This is a genomic window from Intrasporangium chromatireducens Q5-1, from assembly GCF_000576575.1.
In the GTDB taxonomy this organism is placed as follows: domain Bacteria; phylum Actinomycetota; class Actinomycetes; order Actinomycetales; family Dermatophilaceae; genus Intrasporangium_A; species Intrasporangium_A chromatireducens.
Genome location: NZ_AWQS01000001.1, coordinates 25765 through 42041, shown reverse-complemented (window position 1 = coordinate 42041; position 16277 = coordinate 25765). Strand labels below are relative to the sequence as shown.

17 protein-coding genes are annotated in these 16277 nt (G+C 66.1%); 9 read left to right on the top strand and 8 right to left on the bottom strand.

From position 1 onward, the window contains the following. The first annotated feature begins 53 nt into the window (after positions 1 to 53). Genes N864_RS24430 through N864_RS00170 form a run of 3 tightly spaced genes read left to right on the top strand, consistent with a single transcriptional unit; the run spans position 54 to position 1623 of the window. A complete protein-coding gene (locus tag N864_RS24430; protein ID WP_155892740.1) occupies positions 54 to 521 on the top strand; it encodes a hypothetical protein in 468 nt (155 codons plus the stop codon). Further along, entirely contained in the window at positions 518 to 1192 is a 675-nt protein-coding gene (locus N864_RS00175) for a hypothetical protein (protein WP_155892739.1), read from the top strand. Before N864_RS24430 ends, N864_RS00175 begins: the two co-directional genes overlap by 4 nt. Positions 1193 to 1251: 59 nt before the next feature. Further along, a complete protein-coding gene (locus N864_RS00170) occupies positions 1252 to 1623 on the top strand; it encodes a hypothetical protein (protein WP_034711941.1) in 372 nt (123 codons plus the stop codon). A gap of 196 nt (positions 1624 to 1819) precedes the next feature. Here N864_RS00170 and N864_RS00165 read toward each other — a convergent pair whose 3' ends face one another. The 3 genes from N864_RS00165 to N864_RS00155 all read right to left on the bottom strand — a co-directional run bounded on the left by N864_RS00165 (position 1820) and on the right by N864_RS00155 (position 6466). Next, complete coding sequence (locus N864_RS00165; protein WP_034711938.1) at positions 1820 to 3322, bottom strand: AAA family ATPase; 1503 nt, start codon at positions 3320 to 3322, stop codon at positions 1820 to 1822. Further along, positions 3309 to 5948 (bottom strand): hypothetical protein, encoded by a 2640-nt coding sequence (locus tag N864_RS00160; protein WP_240474141.1) that lies wholly within the window; start codon positions 5946 to 5948, stop codon positions 3309 to 3311. Before N864_RS00160 ends, N864_RS00165 begins: the two co-directional genes overlap by 14 nt. Before the next feature lie 125 nt (positions 5949 to 6073). Beyond that, positions 6074 to 6466, bottom strand: a complete 393-nt coding sequence (locus tag N864_RS00155) for a hypothetical protein (RefSeq protein ID WP_155892738.1) — start codon at positions 6464 to 6466, stop codon at positions 6074 to 6076. A 152-nt stretch (positions 6467 to 6618) separates the two neighbouring features. On the opposite strand from N864_RS00155, the gene N864_RS00150 reads away from it, so the two are divergent. Together N864_RS00150 and N864_RS00145 are read left to right on the top strand one after the other, a co-directional pair. Then, positions 6619 to 7905 carry an exonuclease domain-containing protein gene (locus tag N864_RS00150; protein WP_205620827.1) on the top strand — a complete coding sequence of 429 codons (1287 nt, stop codon included), beginning with the start codon at positions 6619 to 6621 and terminating at the stop codon, positions 7903 to 7905. Positions 7906 to 8457: 552 nt separating this feature from the next. Then, positions 8458 to 9180, top strand: a complete 723-nt coding sequence (locus N864_RS00145; protein WP_034711930.1) for a DUF6308 family protein — start codon at positions 8458 to 8460, stop codon at positions 9178 to 9180. A 55-nt stretch (positions 9181 to 9235) separates the two neighbouring features. Here the strand turns inward: N864_RS00145 and N864_RS00140 are convergent, their stop codons facing one another. Both N864_RS00140 and N864_RS00135 read right to left on the bottom strand, forming a co-directional pair. Then, positions 9236 to 10114, bottom strand: a complete 879-nt coding sequence (locus N864_RS00140) for a nuclease-related domain-containing protein (protein WP_162164476.1) — start codon at positions 10112 to 10114, stop codon at positions 9236 to 9238. A gap of 360 nt (positions 10115 to 10474) precedes the next feature. After that, on the bottom strand, positions 10475 to 10849 hold the full coding sequence (locus N864_RS00135; RefSeq protein WP_034711926.1) for a PH domain-containing protein: 375 nt from the start codon (positions 10847 to 10849) through the stop codon (positions 10475 to 10477). A gap of 236 nt (positions 10850 to 11085) precedes the next feature. Here N864_RS00135 and N864_RS00130 point away from each other — a divergent pair, with 236 nt between their 5' ends. Both N864_RS00130 and N864_RS00125 read left to right on the top strand, forming a co-directional pair. Continuing rightward, on the top strand, positions 11086 to 11889 hold the full coding sequence (locus tag N864_RS00130; protein ID WP_034711924.1) for a 1,6-dihydroxycyclohexa-2,4-diene-1-carboxylate dehydrogenase: 804 nt from the start codon (positions 11086 to 11088) through the stop codon (positions 11887 to 11889). Between the two features lie 57 nt (positions 11890 to 11946). Further along, positions 11947 to 12996, top strand: coding sequence for a 2-keto-3-deoxygluconate permease (locus tag N864_RS00125; RefSeq protein WP_034711922.1), 1050 nt, complete (start codon positions 11947 to 11949; stop codon positions 12994 to 12996). Between the two features lie 83 nt (positions 12997 to 13079). On the opposite strand, the gene N864_RS24425 is transcribed toward N864_RS00125, so the two are convergent. Further along, positions 13080 to 13244, bottom strand: coding sequence for a hypothetical protein (locus tag N864_RS24425; protein ID WP_155892736.1), 165 nt, complete (start codon positions 13242 to 13244; stop codon positions 13080 to 13082). Between the two features lie 95 nt (positions 13245 to 13339). On the opposite strand from N864_RS24425, the gene N864_RS00120 reads away from it, so the two are divergent. After that, positions 13340 to 13915, top strand: coding sequence for a TetR/AcrR family transcriptional regulator (locus N864_RS00120; protein ID WP_051517987.1), 576 nt, complete (start codon positions 13340 to 13342; stop codon positions 13913 to 13915). A gap of 188 nt (positions 13916 to 14103) precedes the next feature. Further along, positions 14104 to 14598 carry a hypothetical protein gene (locus N864_RS00115; protein ID WP_155892735.1) on the top strand — a complete coding sequence of 165 codons (495 nt, stop codon included), beginning with the start codon at positions 14104 to 14106 and terminating at the stop codon, positions 14596 to 14598. Positions 14599 to 14714: 116 nt separating this feature from the next. Here the strand turns inward: N864_RS00115 and N864_RS00110 are convergent, their stop codons facing one another. After that, entirely contained in the window at positions 14715 to 15323 is a 609-nt protein-coding gene (locus N864_RS00110; RefSeq protein ID WP_034711918.1) for an NAD(P)-dependent oxidoreductase, read from the bottom strand. Between the two features lie 151 nt (positions 15324 to 15474). Beyond that, a complete protein-coding gene (locus tag N864_RS00105) occupies positions 15475 to 16215 on the bottom strand; it encodes a DUF981 domain-containing protein (RefSeq protein ID WP_034711916.1) in 741 nt (246 codons plus the stop codon). Positions 16216 to 16277: the final 62 nt, after the last annotated feature.

The window sequence follows — 16277 nt, the reverse complement described above, 5'->3', positions numbered from 1 at the left end:
CTTGCGGCCCAGCCTGGCTGGGCGTACCCTGAGTCCTGTTGAGGTGCTTGCCCGTGAATAGCGTTACCCCACAGGTTAATTCGCTCATCGGTTGTCCGGATGTTAATCAGAATCTGAATATGCTTCCTCAATCCGCATCGATCGAGATGCGGAGTTTTTTTTATCCCGCAGAACTACTAATTTTAATTCTTGAGAAGGGGATTATTATGTCTGAGTCGCATGATGTGGCGATGCGAGACAGCGAGCTTTCGGCACTACGCAAGTTCCGCGACCGGGTGTCCGCAGCGCTAACGACTCTGGAACAAGAGTTGGCAGAACTGCGTGCCAGTGAAGAAGTTGTAGAACCGGACGAGGTTCTCGTCCGGACGACTCCCGGCCCTCCAGTGTCGATCGTCCACGCGGTCGACAACCCGTGCAAGCGAGTGCGCTCACGGGATAGCTACAAGAAGGTCAGCTACCGCTTCGCTGTTGAACGCGGTTGGACGAAGTGCACCGCCTGCAACTGGGGGACCGCATCATGATGCCTTGGCCCCGCGTCTATGTGAGCGAACCGGTGGTGCGTCGCCTGAGGCGCATCACCGACCAACGCCTGATCCGTCGTGAGCCTGAGCCGGAGGTCCGTGCCGGGTTGACCCAGCTCGTCACCTACACCGTCGAGGTCTCGCTCGCGCGCTTGTGCGACGTGCGAGTGGGCGACGAAAACGTCCATCCGTCGTCATTGCGAACGCGTTCCGGAGAACGACTGGCAGTCCGCACGCGCTGGCGCGGCGACGGGATCGATGTCGTCGGGATGATCCATGAATCCGAGCAGCCCCAGACGTTCCGAGGGCTGAACCAGCTCCCCTGGGAGCAACGCGAGCGGTTCGACCCTCGCCGCCTGATTGCCGCTACCGGGTCACGGCATCTGCTCGATCACCCTGAGCGGTACGGGGGTCCTGTCTCGCACGCGGTGGTCTGCACGGCGATCTCGAAGATGAAGGACCTCGTCCTGTCCGGGGAGGTCCAGGTCTCCCGGTACTGGTACGAGCCCGCACGATCTTGGTGCTTCGTCGCCCCACTGATGGTTCCAAACTGCAACCCGCTTGCCGCGGTCCTCGTGGCGGGCCGAGACACCTACGACATCGTGACAGTCCTGCCGCTGCACGAGACCTTCTGGAACGTTGCCACCGTCGGTCTCGCGCCGCCAGCCTGACTCAATAGGCCAGCAGCCGACCTGCCACTCGCCGCCTGAACAACCTCAAGGAGACTTCCATGTGTACGAACAAGCAAGACAGGGCCGCCCAGCTCATCGCGACACGGATGGCAGACCTCACAGACCGGCGCCGTCGCGCCTATGAACGGGCCGAAGCGGCATTGACCACGCTTCGCAGGACACTCGACCGGATCGACCGCGACGAAGCGGAGCTGGCAGCGCACCAGCACGACGTCGTCGTCCTGCTGCGCGACAAGCTCGGGCCTGCTCGTACCGTCTACCACAACGCCGACCGCCCGTGTGGTCTGGCGAGAAGCAAGGGTTTCAGGGCGTACTTCGAGGCCGAAGCGCGGAAGGGTCGACCCAATCTCCGTCGCTGCGGGGTCTGTGATTGGGCTCCGTCACCCGACAGTCAGGCTGGCGCTGCCTGATCCGCTGAACGAATGGCATTCCCCTGCCCGTCGGTGGAGAACTTGAGCCTCCACGACGGGTCGGAGGGCGGAAGGTTGCGAAGAACGAGTAGTTGGGAACAGGTCTGATGGCGTGACCGGGAGGACCACCTGAACAGGGCCGCTCAGCACGCGGTCAAGTAGTTCCAGCACAGGTGAATTGAGCGACGCAGCAACGTCAAGTCCCAGCGATGGTCGTCCGGGCGAACGCGTCGAGGATCCGCTGGTGGGTCTGCCTGGGCAGCTCTCTTGGGCCAGGCTCACCTAGCGGGATGCCCGGACGGGCGGGCGCAACGGCGAGCAGGTCCCGCAATCCCGACCGGCTCACCATGAGCAACCCGTGCGTCGCGCGCGTGCACGTGACAGCCAGTCGCCCGAAGGCGGAGTTGAACTCGTCGAGCGCTGACGCTCCCGACAGTGGATGGATGGCAACGGTGACGCCATTCGTCTGGCCCTGCCAGGAGTCGACCGTCGAGGCGACGATCACTCCATCAGCCAGGTCGTGCTTGGCGACCAGCCGCTCAACCATCTCGGTTGCGTCGTCGACCGCCTGGTTCCGGGTCGCGAGAACGGCGATCAGTGGATCACCCTGCGGGTCGGCCGATTTCACCACACGCTCGCCGACCGGGAGTCCAGCGCCGTCGTACTGTGCCGAGCGGAGCTCAAAGCCCACCCTCAGCAGCTGATCCAGCAGCCCCTCGACGACACCGAGCAGCGGCAGGTCGATGTCGGCTGCTTCGGCTTCGTCGAGCCCCTCCACCTCAACAAGGGTGGGCACGCCTGCAGCGACCTCGGACCAGACAGCGGACGCATCTCCCCGCAGCCGACGGCCCAACACAATGGACCGATCACCTGGCGCCGCAACACAGTTCAACCCCTCCCACTCACTGTAGAAGGCTCGCCACAGCGGCAGCTGGGCCGCCGTCGGTCGCCACACCGCTGGAAGGTCCGTCGACCACGTCGCCGCATCAGCCGCGTAGGCGGTCGGCCAAGCACGGTAGGGGTTGTAGCCCGGGTCTCCGCGCCACGGGTTCTGGTTCGGGTCGATCGGCGGCAGCTGGCCGACGTCTCCGACGCCGACGACAACGGGAGCGAAGCGGTCCACCCTGCGATAGCGGTGCAGGGGCAACTGCCAGGCCTCATCGACGAAGAGCACGTCGAAGCTGTGCTCGCCGTCCGCGGCCGGTCCCAGTTGGTCCTTGATCGACCATCCAGCCCGCTCCAGCATGTGCGAGGTCATGAGGAAGACCTCTGCCTCCTCCGGCAGCTGGCTCATCCCGAACACGACCGTCGCATGCTCGAGCAGGGTGTCCGGCACGTCGGCAGCCCGAGCCCTCGACACCAAGATGCAGACCCGTTCCCGCCCCAGCTGGCGACCGAGGTCCTCGGCCAGCGGGAAGACCTGCTTGTTGGCGAAGGCGGTGACCCCGACTCTCGCGCACTTCCTATGCGCCAGCGCATCTTCAACCATTCGCTTGAGCGCGTACGACTTCCCAGCGCCCGCCGCGGCGCGCAGGAGGATCCTCTCGTATGGCGCCGAGCCAGTCAGCGTGTCAGAGAGGGTCTCGATGGCCTGCGTCGTCGCCTCGACGTTGCCGGCGGCAGCCGAGGCGTGATGGAGAGCGTCGCCGACCCTTGCAGTGGGCGGCGTGAAACGCAGAACGGTTCTAGTCGAGGTCATCGATCGTCAGGTACTCGCTGGGGCTCGACGCAACAACTGCTGCGTCCGACTCGGTGGGCGCGCCTATGGCCGGGGTGTCGAACTGGTCGTCGTCGACGATTGGTGGCCAGACCTCGGGGTTCATCCGACCACTCGCCCGGCGCTCGGCGATCCAGTCGGCGGTGTCCGCCTCGGCTCGTTCATGTGGTCGACAGCAGTAGGCGTGGCTCTCCGGGTCGTCGGAATAGGAGGTCTCGTCACAGGTTGCCTGCGGGGCGCTGTCCGTGTCCTGCCCAGGCCTGCTCACCGAGATCTCATGCCCAGACTTGAACGGACCCTTCGGGTTGAACCATGCGTCGTCGGCGATGACGAGCTCATCACCAACCTCGAGGGCGGGGCAAACCTTGGGGGACCAGCAAACGGCTGCGCTGCCACTGCCGTCACTCTCGAGAGGCCCGATCGGGAGCTGGCCGAACTTGAACGAGCCCTTCTGGATCTTTCGCGTCGTGGTGGGCGCCTCCACCGAGGGTTCGCCGTTGATGTGCAGGACGACCACTGTCGACCCGGCGGAGATCCGCCGTGAATTCAATTGCAGCCGGATCGGGGCGAGACCGACCACGGTCGCGAGCGCCACCTCGCGAGTGCCGGCGTCGAGCGCGAGGTCCTTGGCGGCTTGAGGGTTGCCCAGTGCCTGCAACTGGGACAGACAGCGAGCATCCTCGTCCAGCAGGTCGACGAGGTTGTTCCGCCACCACCACGAGGTCCTCCCCAAGCGGACAAGGTCGGAGGCGTGAAGGTGGAGGCGTCTACGCCAGATCGCCTGGGCATCGCCCTCCAGGGCCCGGTAGATCTCCCGTAGTCGGGAGTCCTCAATGGAGGAGAGGTAGGCGAGCGCGCGGTCCACGACGCCCACCCTGTAGTCCAGCTCCTCCTCGACGAGCTCCACGTAACCCGGCCGGCGGCCCCTCTTCGGGGCTCCGTTTCGTCCGCGCGCCTGGTGGATCGCGTCGGACCGCGCGTTCGAGAGCCGGGCTCCCGGCGTGTGCTCGCTGGCCGCAATCTCGTCAGACACAGCACGATGATCGAGTGGCTCGGTTGCCTCCGCCCACCTGACGAGGTAGTCCAGGCGGCCGCTATCGCCTTGGGGTCCTCCGGCCACAACATGTCGCGATATGACCTCGCGAAGGTCCACGATCGGGATTCGCAACTTCATGGCGCGGGCCCGGTCGGCCTCGAGCAGGAAGCTGACGGCAAGGCGCTGCCGCGCCGTCAGTGCCTTGGGCACGACGGCTGGCTCGCCGTCGAAAGTGAGGGCCGGGCGCCCCTGCTCCAAGTCGCGGGCCCAGCGGAGCCGGCTCGTCTCGACGCCAGCGAGCGAGTCTGCAATGGAGACGAGGACGTCGGCCGTGACCTGGTCCGGCACGACGAGGTGCACAGGGCTCGGCTCTCCCGGTGCCAACGCTTTTAAGTCAGCCATGGCCCTGTCGATATGGCTGCCCAAGAGATCCATGATGGCGAGGCGCGTCGCGGGGGCTTGCGGGTCGTCGAAGGTGCGGAGGGCCCAGGCAGTCGGCTTGCCTGACTTCTGGACGCGCTGCAGGGCGATCCCATGGACGCCCAGAGCGGCGGCATCCGACTTGGCGAGCACCACATTGACCGACCCAACCACCGCGGCGGGGTCGATGCGCCGCTGACCGGAACTCAGCGGCATACCTTCAATGGTTGCGCGCACGGACGCGACGACGGAGTCGGGCACCCTCCCCGTCACGCCGGACCGGTCGAGCAGACCGCGCAGGCCGGGCCGGTGCTCCTTGCGCACGCCGATCTCCACGAGAAGCGCCTCTGGGTCGGTCGCGTTGCGAACCTCGTTGCGGCAGAACGTGAACATGGCACACGCGGGACAGGAGCTGGGGTCGTATTCGGCGGCGAGGTGCTCGACGAAGTCGTGGAGCTCAGACGGAGCGAGCTCACTCTGGGCTCGCTCCGCGAGCACCTCGTTGCGCTCCGCCACGCGGGCGAGGACCTCCGCACGGTGGTCCGTCAGGTCCTCGACCACTGCCTCCGGCTGGAGAAAGGCATTCCGTGGGACAGCGAGGACGCCGAAACGATGCACCGCCATACCATTGGGGAGCGCCGACCACGCCTCGGCACTCGCCGCGCCAAGGGCGACCTGCAGGAAGCCCTTGAGCATGCGCGCGTCGCCGATCCTCGAGCGGACGCGCTCGTAGTCCTTGGCATCGCCCATGACGAGCCACGAACCGATGACCGTGTCAGTGCCGGGATCGCGCCGCGGTGCAACGACCGCGAAGTCGGGCTTGACAGGCGTCGCGGACGGCTCGTCCTCGAGACCCACGAAGGGCAGAGCCAGGCTGGTGATGAGGGATGCGACGTCCTCGTGAACGGCTTTGAGGTGTGCCTGTCCAAGCGCCGTTGCAGTTGCAGACGCACTGACCCGCGCGTCCCGGCGCCACACGCCAGCAGGACGTGGGAGTCCGAGGCGGCCGATCGTCGTCGTAATGAGCGGGGAGACGAACCGTTCGTGGCGCACGAGTCGCTCGAAGGTCATTGCCCGCATCCAGCGGGCCTCGGGAATGCCCGCGGTTGTGTCGGGGAAGCCCAGCTGGGCGGCCACCTTGCGCCGGCTCATCCCCACGATCATCGGATCGGTGTGGCGGAACCTCTCGCAGCCAGCATGTGCCGAGGCCGCGACCGCGCTGCTGCCTCCTCCTGTGCTCAGCGAGCCCAAAACGACCCAACCCTTACAATTCGACTTCAAAGCGTCAAAACGATTGAAGCACGCGGTGGCCACATCGTCTCGGAGACGGAGGAAGTTGGCTCAGTGACCGCCGTGAAGGTGAACCCCTTGGATCTCAGGATCTCGGCGAGGTAAGTCTCCGCAGACTGAGCCAGTGCAAAGTTCGTCAGCGGCTCGAGATCGGTGACCAAGTCCGGGCGCAGAGCGCCCACACTGTTTCCCGCCTTCTTGAATACCCGGCCCTTCTTGGGACCATCGATGTGCTGCTGTCGGCGGACCTCTGGACTATGCCAAGTGCAACCCACGTACACATCCCCGCCGGTTCCCTCGACCTCAAGGACGTACACGGACCAGAGATGCGGCGACGTCTTGGCATGCCGACCGCAGCGACAGTTCGCGGGCTCAACCATGCGCTTCACGGTGGTCGCGGACGTCTTCACCGGCCTTCGTCTCGGCGCAACCATGCGGGGAGTCTCACACAATGGCTCAGAAGTGTCTGCGTTTCGAAGGGATTCGCGCTGGACGCGCAGATGATCGCGCCTTGTCGGGGTGGAGGACTATGGTGCCGCTCGACGAGGATCTCGAAACGGGAGGGACGCGAAGCGTGAGCGGGTACACCGTCATTGATGTCGAGACAACCGGCCTCTTTCCCGAGAAGCACGATCGCATCGTGGAGATCGCGGTTGTCTATGTCTCCGACCAAGGGGATATACGCGACCACTGGTCGACACTTGTGAATCCGCAACGCGACGTCGGCCCGACGCGGATTCATGGCATCAGCTCTACTGACGTCCTCGACGCGCCTACGTTTCGCCAAGTGGCGCCCTACATCCTCCGCGCTGTTGAGGGCCGCACGATCGTGGCGCACAACGCAACCTTCGACCTACGGTTTCTCGCGCACGAGTTCATCCGCTCCGGCATACCACTTGAAAACCTCCCGCTTCATGGCGTGTGCACGATGCAGTGGTCAACCAGCTTCATCAACGGGGCAAGCCGTCGGTTGGTGGACTGCTGCAATGCCTGCGGCCTACCGCTCGAAAACGCACACTCCGCCGCGGGCGACGCTCTCGCCACCGCGGGGCTCTTGGCGTACTTCCTCAACATGTCGGACTTCAAGCCGCCATGGTTTGAGAGGCTTCACAGCACGCGGGGCTATACGTGGCCGCCCTTCCCAGGGGTCTACCCGGAATTGCGAATCTTCGGGCGCAGGCAGGCTCGGGATGTCCCCCAGGATCAATGGCTGGACCGCATCGTCTCCCGTATGCCGCGGGCGGCGGATCCGCGCGTCGATGGGTATCTGGCCGTCCTGGAGACCGCCCTCGTCGATCGATTTCTCGCGGAGCACGAGAAGGACCAGCTCATCAATGTCGCTCTGGAGAGCGGACTGACCAGAGGACAAGTCATCGACCTGCACGCCGACTACCTTCGGGCCATGGCCGAAGTGGCACTGGATGACGGCGTCGTGACCGAGGACGAGCGAGCTGACCTCGAGCGGGTCGCAGCCATGCTGGGACTGGCCAATGGCGATGTGAACATGGCCCTGGAACTCGCGGCAGAGCCGGAACACGGCCGCCACCGCGCCGGGAGCGCGGTGGCAACCTCCGGCCTGAAGTTGTCCCCAGGGGACCGGGTCTGCTTCACCGGAGAGATGGGCCGTCCGCGTTCGGCATGGGAACAGGCAGTCGAGCGGAAGGGCCTCTCTTGTGGTGGCCTGACGAAGTCCACCGCGATCCTTGTTGCGGCAGATCCCAACTCACTGAGCGGGAAGGCCGAGAAGGCACGACGCTACGGCATCCCCGTCGTGACAGAGGACGCCTTCGAGAAGCTGCTGTCACAGGTCGCACCGTGAGAGGTCGCGTCCGTCTACACGGCGGTGGCATCTCTCCAGGTCTCGTTCGCCTGGCACCCCGTGGCGGGTCAGAGCGCAGAACCGCCCCCGGTAACGACATCCGCGATATCCGCGGAGACCACGACCCGGACCGGCGTTGCCGGACGTGCAATGCCAAGTATCCGGGGGGCGCGCGATGCCAGCCGTGCATCGACGACGAGAAAGTCATCTCTGCAGCGCGCAAGATCCTTCGAGCCGCTGGCCTACCCGGGCTACATGTCCAAGTGCCACCGGATGCCCCCCATACCAAGACCCGGCGGCGTGCCCGAGCGGCCCAGGAGCGCATCGACGAGCGGGCGAGTCGGAATGGGTTGAAGAAGCCCAAGAAGGGCGTCGCCAAGCAACCACGGAAACGAGGCGACCGGAGCACCTCAGCCATGAAGCCGACAAAGAAGGCCTCATCCGCCGCTCACTCCGGAGGCGAGAAGATGGGTGACCGCGTTTGCATCACGTGCTTCACCATCCTGCCTGCAACTGGGCCCTGCGCCTACTGCCGTGGCTAGGGTGGCGCCCATGCCGACCGATACCATCCTCGTGCCAAAAGAGTGGCCCGTCGTCGACGTTGACGTTGTCGACCAAGCGCGCAGCCAAGCGCTCACCGCACTGTCATCTCACGGAACGAAGAAGCCCGTCGAGGAACGACTCGCTGCCTTCTACGACGTGTCAGGCAACTACGCCGGCGCTTCGTTCGCCTCGCTCCCGGCGAATGACACTCAAGACGTTACGGCAGCGGACCTTCATGCCGTCTCCCTGCTGAGTGTTGACATTGGTCCTGCAGCGACGCGTCGCCTGTTGGACTCGGGTCACCACCGGAACGCGGTACTTGAGAGCCTCGCTCAACTGCCGCAGCCGGCGGCCCTGGCGACGGCAGGCGGGCAGACGCTCAAGGAGATGGAGTCCTTCTACACGGCAGTGAAGTCGGCGCTGTCCTCGACAACGGCGAAGAAGTCGAATCCTTGGGTGACCGCGAGCAAACTTTGCGCGCGAAAGCGGCCCGGGCTCTTCCCCGTCAGGGACAACAATGTCTGCTCGCACCTCGGCATCCTCAAGCTGAACGACTTTCGGCTCGACTGGCAAGTGTTCAGAAGTCTGCTCCAGGAGGAGGAGATCAACGAGCGTCTCGAGACGCTACCCGGTGAGATCCACGGCCGCGCCCAAGGCCGGGAGCTGCGCCTCGACACTTCGCCATTGCGGCTACTTGACGCTGCGCTCTGGACCTACACCGTTTGGTCTTGAGGGACACCTGACCGCGACATGGCCCCGGTTTTGCGGATCGAAGAGCCCCGAAGAGCTACAGGACGGGCTGCACGATGAAGGCAACAAGCTCCGACGCGAGGAGCGCTGCGCTGGGCAATCCAAGGCCCGCTCCCCAGCCCCAAGCCATCCACCGCCAGCGAGGGGACGGAATCAGAAGGCCAGCGGGCAGGGTCAGCGCGCAGGCCAAGGAGAGGGTGAGCGGCATCGACTGCGTCCAGTTCAGGATTTGACCCAAGGCCGCAATCCCAAAGGCGGCAAACCCGACCGCCAGCGCCAGTCTGGCTACCGCCTCCGCCACAGAGGTAGGGACCCGGTGGAGCGCACTGTCCGCACGGTCGCGACCTTCGAGGTGTGCCTCTAGTGCCGACCATGCGCCCGAGATCTGTTGTTCAGACAAGACGCCGTTGTCCAGACTCCTCAACCAAGGGCGGAGTGCCGACCCGACGACAACGGTCACTTCGTTGACCACTCGAACCCGGTCTTGGGAGTTTAGCTTCGACAAGCCGGGTCCCCACATCACCAGCACTGGCTGGGGCGTGATGGCGAGCTGCTTGAGGGGATGCCACAACTTCAGCAGTCTGGCGTTGGCCCGCACTTGCTCGATTCCTTCAAGAACCCGGTCTCGCCCGTAGGAAGTAGACCAAGAACTGCTCCACTTCGTCTCGACCGCGTAAGCGCCACCGGGACCGACCAGGACATGGTCGATGTCGTCTTCGCGCAGAGCTACGTGGTTGATGACGCGCCATCCGCGACGTGAGAGGCGGCGAAGCTCCGTAGCTGTCCATTGCTCGGCCTCGTCGCCCATCATGACTGGCGCAGTGCCGGTGAACTGCATGGTGAGCACCCAGACCGCCGACGGGAGGGCTACGAGGAACGCCCCGATGACCACACCACGCAGCAAGTCGTTCGGCATCGTCCAGGAGACTCCAAGGCACACCAAGAAACCCGCGAGCAGGAAGAGCGCGAACCGAATCCAGTTCTCTCGGACGAATGCTCTCTGCTCGAGACGGGCTCGACCTCGCGCCCAGGAACCGGCCCTGGCGTCACCCGCGAGTTCCCGTCGGCGCCGGCGCTCCTGAGAACTGCCACGGTGCCACACGGTCTGAGTGTCTAACACCGCAACCTTTTGTTGCGCTATTCCAGCCGTTCTGTTGCCGCGTGTCCCGTCGGCTTGGAGAAGTTTCGACGAGCCGTCCCCGGGAGACGCCTTCGTTGAGGCCATGTGAAGCCCCAGTGGCGGGTTCATCCAATGCGTGAGGGCCGCCTCGCGCTCTCAGAGGACATAGCCAGCGATCATCTTGCCGATGCCGCGGATGTCCACCCGACCCTTGAACTCGAGCCTCACCTTGCCCATCCCGCTGAACCACAGGTCCAGCTCCGCATCGAGGTCGAAGGTGCCTGCAGTCTCGACGGAGAACGCCTGAATCCTGCTGTAGGGCAAGGAAGTGAAGTCGCGCTTCTTGCCGGTGATGCCCTGCACGTTGACCGCCATCAGCCGCTTGTCCGTGAAGACAACGAAGTCACGGACCGATTTGAAGCAGGCCACGATCTGTTCACCGGGGATGAGGAGCTCAGCCACTTGCGGCCCGATCTCCTGTGGGCTGGTCGGGCTGAGCTTGAAGACGGAACCGTTCGCGAAGTCGATCATGGCCACTCAACTATCACAACTGAGCCAGAGTGGCATGTTGGGCCATCCGATCAGTTCACCCGGGAGGCACGGCGCAAGCGCTCAGCCCCCTGGCACCACCCGCTGCGATGAGGCCAGCATGGAACCCCGATTGAGTCTCGGCAGGTCTTAATGAGGCCTTAACCGATATTTCTCACGGCGCTAACCGGCTGCCATCCTGTCGAGCGACGGCAACGGCGCATCCCGAGGAGACACTCATGAGCTCTACACCCCCCAACACGACCCGTGCCCGCTTCGAGGGCAAGGCGGTCGTGGTCACGGGAGCCGCTCAGGGCATCGGCGCCGAGGTCGCGCGGCGCATCTCGGCTGAGGGCGGCCGCGTCATCATCGGGGACCGCTCGCCGCTGGCCAAGGATGTGGTCGCCGAGATCGAGGAACGCGGAGGGCAGGCCCACTTCTTTGAGTGCGACCTCGAGCAGTTCGACGGCGCTGCCACCCTCGCCGAATACGCGGTCTCGACTCTGGGGCACGTCGACATCCTCATCAACAACGTCGGCGGCACGATCTGGACGAAGCCCTACGAGCAGTACGGCGTCGACGAGATCGAGCAGGAGGTCCGCCGCTCCCTCTTCCCGACTCTCTGGGGCTGCCGGGCGTTCCTCCCCCACATGGTCGAGCGCGGCCAGGGCGTCATCGTCAACGTCTCGTCCATCGCCACCCGCAGCATCAACCGGGTTCCCTACGCGGCATCGAAGGGCGGAGTGAACGCCCTGACCGCGTCCCTCGCCTTCGAGGCCGCCGCCAAGGGAGTCCGGGTCGTCGCCACCGCACCAGGTGGCACCGAAGCACCGCCGAGGAAGATCCCTCGCAACGACGGCGTGCTCACCGATCAGGACCACGCCTGGTACCAGCAGATCGTCGACCAGACCGTCGACAGCACCTACGTCAAGCGCTACGGCACCCTCGCAGAGCAGGCAGCACCGATCCTGTTCCTCGCCTCTAACGATGCCTCCTACATCACCGGAACCGTGCTGCCCGTCGGCGGCGGTGACCAAGGCTGAGGGACCCTTTCCCTCCTCACCCCCCTCTCTGGTCAAAGACGATTGAAAGGTAAGGGAATGGACTCATTCCTGCGCGCCGTCGGACGTATCCCCGGCGCTCTCATGGTGGTACCGCTCTTCCTCGGCGCGGTCGTGAACACGCTGGCTCCCGGTTCCCTCGAGATCGGCAGCTTCACGACGGCCCTGTTCAAGGGCGGCGCACCGGTCCTCATCGGCCTCTTCTTCATGTGCATCGGTGCCCAGATCGACGTGCGGGCGGCCCTGCCCTCGGTCGAGAAGGGCATCGTCCTCATGCTCGCGAAGTATGGCGCCGCCGTCGCCGTGGGCCTGTCCGTCGCCTTCCTCACCCCGGACGGCAACCTCTGGGGCCTGCTGCCGCTCGCCATCATCGCGGCGATGTCGAACTCCGACGGCTCGCTCTACGTCGCCCTGACAAGCCAGTTCGGCAACAAGAGTGACAAGGGCGCGATCTCCGTCCTGTCCGTCAATGACGGGCCGTTCCTCACCCTCATCGCGCTCGGCGCAGCCGGGCTGGCACAGATGCCGCTCATGGCGCTCTTCGCGGCGATCTTCCCGATGATCCTCGGCTTCGTCCTCGGCAACACCAGCCAGATCATCCGCGGCTTCCTCGCTCCCGGCGAGAAGCTCATCATCCCGTTCGCCGCCTTCGCCCTCGGCGCCGGCATCGACTTCCGGGTGCTGTTCACCTCCGGCGCGGTCGGCATCCTGCTCGGCCTCTCGACCGTCGTCATCTCCGGCGGTCTCGCCATGGGCGCGCTGATCCTTTGGCACAAGGTCCGGAAGCACCCCCGCCCGACCCGCAACGTCGTGGCCGCCGCCTGCGAGGCCACCACCGCCGGGAACGCCATCGCGACCCCCGCCGCGGTGGCGGCCGTCGACCCGACGTTCCTCGCGGTCCAGGGGACGGCCACGGCCCAGGTCGCGGCGGCGGTCGTGACGACGGCGTTCGCAGCGCCCTTCCTGGTCGCCTACATCGCCCGCCGACAGGCGGCATTGGGCATCACCCCGGACAACGAAGAGGCGATGTACGAGGGCACGGAAGCAACCGCGGCCTTCGAGCCACAGCTGAGCCCCGCAACCTCCTGACGACCCAACCCGGTGGGCTGGTCGACATACACGTCGACCAGCCCACTGACGTATCCGGGAGCGCGTGAGCCTCACGCGATCAGTCAGGGGCGGCGCGCGAGCTCGCTCTGCGGCTCCGTGCTCGGCTCGGGGTCCGCAGTCACCTGGGGCTTGTCACCGCGGAACGCATCCGCAATGCCCAAGACAGACCACCCGATCACGAACAGCGTCGCGAGGATGGCGAGGATCAGGACTTTGGTCTCGGGCACGGTTGGTCTCCTTGTCGGGCGGCGGCACAGCCGTTTTTTTCGCTACACTTCATGTAGCGAATAACGTGCACCGTTTGTTCCCGAGGGGACGCGCCATGACACCATCACGCGGCAGACCGCGCGACCCGCACACCGACGAGCTGATCACCGACGCAACTCTCGCGCTGCTCCGCGAGCGAGGCCCGAGCGCCATCCACATCGACACCGTGGCGGCCCGCTCAGGGGTCGCGCGCACGACGATCTACCGGCGCTACCGGGATCGGGAGGCGCTCATCGACGCGGCACTCGCCCTCCTCAGCACCGCGCCGTTCCCCACCGCGGAGCTGCCGTTGGAGGACAAACTTCGCTGGGAGCTGGAGCAGGTCCGCAACCTGGTCGAGCGGCAGCTTGGCCGGGGAGCGATCGCCGCGGTGCTCGCCGACTCCGACCCGGCCTTCAGCAAGTCGCTCCGGAGGCTCCTGGTCGGCCGGCTCAAGGCCCTCCAGCACGAGATCGAGGCCGATGCCGCCGCCGGCCGGCTACGCGAGGGCATCGACCCCGAGTCGCTGGCCAACCTGCTCTTCGGGGCCTACCTCGGCGAGCTCCTCCGGCACGGTCGCGCCCGCCCCAGCTGGGCCAGGGACACCCTCGACCTACTGCTCCGCGGCCTCCGCGGACCGCAGCGGTCCTGACCACATGGAACGCCACCTATCGCTCTCATCGGTTTCCCAGAATGGGCGCGTTTCCTGCGAACTTCCTCCACGTTTCCCGTTCTGAGTCTCACCGGACCCCAGCGCACGCACCTTCTCGGTGGGTGGGGCAGGCCCCACCTTGCCGGGGTCGACGAGCGGCCCGGGCACCACGGGAGAGGGAGATACACATGAGCTCAATGCGTAGTCGCACTGCCTTGGCGGCGGTCGCGGCGGTCGGGGCCCTCGGACTCACGGCCGTAGCAGCTGGGTCCGCGCGCGCGGCCGCTCAGACCGATTCATTCCGCATCACGCAGGACGTCACCGGCGACGTCTTCACCTGCGCCGCCCCGCTCGGGAACCTCACGGTCACTCAGGGCTCCATCACGATGTCGCAGAACATGACCATCGATGGGCAGGGCATCTTCCACGTCACCGGGACGATCGTCCCGCACAACGTCACCCTCGTCGACGCGAGCGGTGGCACCTACACCGTCTCCGGCGCCTCGTGGTTCGGCGGCAAGGCCGTCGACGAGAACAACCCGCTGGTCTTCACCGAGACCGACCACTTCGTCCTGCACAGCTCGACGGGTGGCGTCGCCGGCAAGGTCCAGATGGTCTCGCACTCGTCGCCGGGCTCGACCTTCACCTTCGACCTCGGCAGCTGCGAGCAGCCCCAGGGCTGACTTCACTGCCACCAATGGCGGTATGCCGCTGAGCTCGCCCCGCGCCCACGTCACGTGAGCGCGGGGCGTGCCTCGTCCGCGTCCAGTGCTGCCGCAGCCCGTGGCGCCGGGCCGTGTCAGTTCGCGACGGTGAAGCGGGCGAGGCCGTGCGCCGGCCGCTCGATCTCGTCGACGAGCGCGACGGCGAAGTCCTCCGCGCTGATCTCGTCACCGGCGGGCGAGTCCTGGCCCACCCGGTACGTGCCGGTCCGCTCCCCCGGCATGATGACCGGCGCCGGGCAGAGGAACGTCCAGTCGACGCTCTCCGGCGCCGACCGGAAGATGTCGAGCGCCGCCGCCATCGTCTGCCCCTCGGGCTTGTACTCCTCGGGGAAGCCCGGCGCGTCGACGAGCCGGGTGCCGTCGGGCAGCTCAAGCGAGCCCGCGCCGCCGACCATGACGACGCGCGTCGAGCCGACGTTCGCGAGCGCGGTGCGCACCGCGTCCAGCCACCCCTCGTGGTCGCCGCCCATCCGGCTCGGCACAGTCGCCAGCACGACCACGTCACTCGCAGCCGCGACCTCGCGCACCGTGTCGGCGTCGCCGAGGTCACCCGTGCGCGACTGGGCCCCGGGCACCTCGCCGCCCCGCCGGCTGATGCCGGTCACCTCATGCCCGCGCGCCACGGCCTCCGCCGCCACCCGCGAGCCGACCATCCCCGTCGCTCCGAACACCGCGATCTTCATGCTCACTCCTTCTGGTTGTCACCGTTCAGTCTGCGCTGCCCCGCCCCGAGCGCACGCAAGCGGTATGCCGCTGAGCTGGCTCAGCGACATACCGCTTGGTGGGGAGGGCGCGACCGCCAAGGCGCGCCCTCCGGGCGAACGAGCCCAACGATCAGCTGGGGACGTTCGTGTTGAAGATCAGGCCGATGTGGGTGAAGAAGTTCAGCGCGCCGAAGAGGAAGAACCCGAGGCCACCGACGACCCAGGCCCAGCCGGCGACCCGGTGCACGGTGCCGGGGCGACCGACGACCGCCTCACGCTTGACCGCCCACGGGAAGAGGAGCGCGCCGAGCGCGACCAGGAAGAACAGGCCGGACATGAAGATCGCCTCGACGATCGGGTAGTCGGCGAACAGGCCCGAGATCGGCTCCTCGGCCGGGGCCACGAAGAACTGGTACCAGAGGCCGGCGACGCCGATCCCGACGAGCGCGAGGCCGAGGCCGAAGACGAAGAGCGAGATCGGGCGGACCAGGTCGGCAAGGACCTTGATGGGACGCTCGGCGGTGCGGAGCGCCTCGCGGTTGCGCCACAGGTACCACGACGTCGCGGCGAGCAGGACGCCGAAGCCGAGCGAGGTCTCACCGAAGATGATGTTGTCCCAAGGGAGTCCCTTGATCGGCCAGGTCAGGGTCATGTGCAGGCCCGTCGTGGTGAGGATGAAGCCGAGGATGCCGAACGCGAAGGCGTAGCCCTCGATGTTCCGCTCCTGCTTCACCCAGAGGTCCCGGATGAACCACACGAGCGTGATGAGCCCGGCACCTGCCGCCACCGCCATGATCGTGTTGTAGGTGGGCGACAGACTCCAGTCCGTCTTCAAGCCCTCTGCCGCCAGAGCCGCTGTTGCGCTCAGCATGTCAAGCCTCCATCGAAGGTCTTCTGTTGGTTGTCTCAGTTCCGGACAACGGTTTAGATTTT

Bases quoted from the DNA above. Each gene is read 5' to 3' on its own strand.
- N864_RS00145 (WP_034711930.1), top strand. From the start codon at position 8,458: ATGCCGACCGATACCATCCTCGTGCCAAAAGAGTGGCCCGTCGTCGAC.
- N864_RS00135 (WP_034711926.1), bottom strand. From the start codon at position 10,849: ATGATCGACTTCGCGAACGGTTCCGTCTTCAAGCTCAGCCCGACCAGC.
- N864_RS00175 (WP_155892739.1), top strand. From the start codon at position 518: ATGATGCCTTGGCCCCGCGTCTATGTGAGCGAACCGGTGGTGCGTCGC.
- N864_RS00130 (WP_034711924.1), top strand. From the start codon at position 11,086: ATGAGCTCTACACCCCCCAACACGACCCGTGCCCGCTTCGAGGGCAAG.
- N864_RS00165 (WP_034711938.1), bottom strand. From the start codon at position 3,322: ATGACCTCGACTAGAACCGTTCTGCGTTTCACGCCGCCCACTGCAAGG.
- N864_RS00110 (WP_034711918.1), bottom strand. From the start codon at position 15,323: ATGAAGATCGCGGTGTTCGGAGCGACGGGGATGGTCGGCTCGCGGGTG.
- N864_RS00115 (WP_155892735.1), top strand. From the start codon at position 14,104: ATGAGCTCAATGCGTAGTCGCACTGCCTTGGCGGCGGTCGCGGCGGTC.
- N864_RS00105 (WP_034711916.1), bottom strand. From the start codon at position 16,215: ATGCTGAGCGCAACAGCGGCTCTGGCGGCAGAGGGCTTGAAGACGGAC.
- N864_RS00170 (WP_034711941.1), top strand. From the start codon at position 1,252: ATGTGTACGAACAAGCAAGACAGGGCCGCCCAGCTCATCGCGACACGG.
- N864_RS00125 (WP_034711922.1), top strand. From the start codon at position 11,947: ATGGACTCATTCCTGCGCGCCGTCGGACGTATCCCCGGCGCTCTCATG.
- N864_RS00155 (WP_155892738.1), bottom strand. From the start codon at position 6,466: ATGGTTGAGCCCGCGAACTGTCGCTGCGGTCGGCATGCCAAGACGTCG.
- N864_RS00140 (WP_162164476.1), bottom strand. From the start codon at position 10,114: ATGCCGAACGACTTGCTGCGTGGTGTGGTCATCGGGGCGTTCCTCGTA.
- N864_RS00120 (WP_051517987.1), top strand. From the start codon at position 13,340: ATGACACCATCACGCGGCAGACCGCGCGACCCGCACACCGACGAGCTG.
- N864_RS00160 (WP_240474141.1), bottom strand. From the start codon at position 5,948: ATGAGCCGGCGCAAGGTGGCCGCCCAGCTGGGCTTCCCCGACACAACC.